Genomic DNA, 1,771 nt, shown 5'->3' with positions numbered 1-1,771 from the left:
TGGCGGGCATCTATGCCCAGGTGCTGGGCGTGGAACGGGTCGGCATCGACGACTCCTTCTTCGACCTGGGCGGGGACTCGCTGTCGGCCATGCGTTTGGTGGCGGCGATCAATACCGGCCTCGACACGCTCCTCGGGGTGCGAACGTTGTTCGAGGCGCCGACGATTCGGCAATTGGCGCCGCATGTCCGTGCGGGTGAGGGCCGGCCGGCCCGAATAGTCACCGGTGCGCGGCCGGCGGTGATTCCGTTGTCATTCGCGCAGAGCCGGTTGTGGTTCACCGATCAGTTGCAGGGACCATCACCGGTTTACAACCTGTCCGCGGCGATGCAGTTGGACGGACGCCTCGATGTCGACGCGCTCGGGGCGGCGCTGGCCGACGTGGTGGCCCGGCACGAAAGTTTGCGCACGGTGTTCGTCGCGCCGGAGGGGACACCCCAGCAGGTGGTCATCCCCGCGGAGCGGGCCGACTTCGGCTGGCGGGTGGTCGACGCCGAAGGGTGGCCGGCGAACCGCCTCCAGGGTGCCATCGAGGCGACGGCACGGCACACCTTTGATCTGGCCACCGAAATCCCGCTGCGCGCAGCCCTTTTCCGGGTCACCGCCGACCGTCACGTGTTGGTCGCCGTCGCCCACCACGTCGCCGCCGATGGGTGGTCACTGGTGCCGTTGGCGCGCGACCTCGGAGTCGCCTATGCCGGCCGGCGCGCGGGCAAGGCGCCCGATTGGGCGCCACTTGCGGTGCAGTATGTCGATTACGCGCTGTGGCAGCAGTCCCTGCTGGGCGAACTGGATGAACCCGACAGCCCCATCGCCGCGCAGCTTCGGTATTGGCAGCACGCTCTGGCCGACCTGCCCGAGCATCTCGCCCTACCCACCGACCGGCCCTACCCCCCGGTGGCCGACTACCGGGGTTCCACCGTCGCCGTGGAATGGCCGGCGCAGTTGCAGCGACGGGTGCGCGAGGTGGCTCGCGAACACAACGCGACGAGCTTTATGGTGCTCCAGGCCGCGCTGGCGGTGCTCCTCGCCAAGGTCAGCGCGACTTCGGATGTGGCGGTGGGCTTTCCGGTCGCGGGTCGGCAAGACCCCGCGCTGGACGAGCTGGTCGGCTTCTTCGTCAACACCTTGGTGCTCAGGGTCGATCTGGCCCGGAACCCCACGCTCGCAGAGGTGTTGGCCCAGGTGCGGCAGCGCAGCCTCGCCGCCTACGAGCATCAAGACGTGCCCTTCGAGATGCTGGTGGAACGGCTGAACCCCACGCGCAGCCTCACCCATCACCCCCTGGTGCAGGTCATGTTGACCTGGCAGAACGACGGCCCCGCCGAGCTCACCCTGGGCGAGGCGCACGCCACTGCGCTGCCATTGGACACGCACACGGCCCGAATGGATCTCGTGTTCTCGTTGGCCGAACGCTGGACCGAAGACGCGCAGCCCGCCGGCATCGGCGGTGCGGTGGAGTTCCGCACCGACGTGTTCGACACCGAGACCATCGAGACCTTGGTCGACCGCCTGCAGACGGTGCTGGTCGCGTTGACGACCGACGCGACCCTTCGGCTCTCGGCGATCGACCTGCTCGACGACGCAGAGCGCGCCCGCCTGGGTGCCATCGGCAACCGGGCGGTGTTGGCCGAGCCGTGGGTGCCGGTGTCGATTCCGGCGTTGTTCGCCGCGCAGGTGGTGCGTGCGCCGGGGGCGGTGGCGGTGTCGTGCGAGGGCCGGTCGTTGACGTATCGGGAGTTGGACGAGGCGTCGAATCGGTTGGCGCATCT

The 1,771-nt window shown here is 69.0% G+C and carries 1 protein-coding gene; it reads left to right on the top strand.

The window, feature by feature from the left end; translation table 11 throughout:
* On the top strand, positions 1–1,771 hold a 1,771-nt coding region (locus A5701_RS06310; protein ID WP_231969182.1), incomplete at both ends, for a condensation domain-containing protein.

The sequence above is a fragment of the Mycobacterium sp. E3305 genome (assembly GCF_001666785.1).
Taxonomy (GTDB): Bacteria; Actinomycetota; Actinomycetes; order Mycobacteriales; family Mycobacteriaceae; genus Mycobacterium.
The sequence above is the reverse complement of the archived record's forward strand: the minus strand, read 5'-3'. Positions and strand labels throughout refer to the sequence as shown.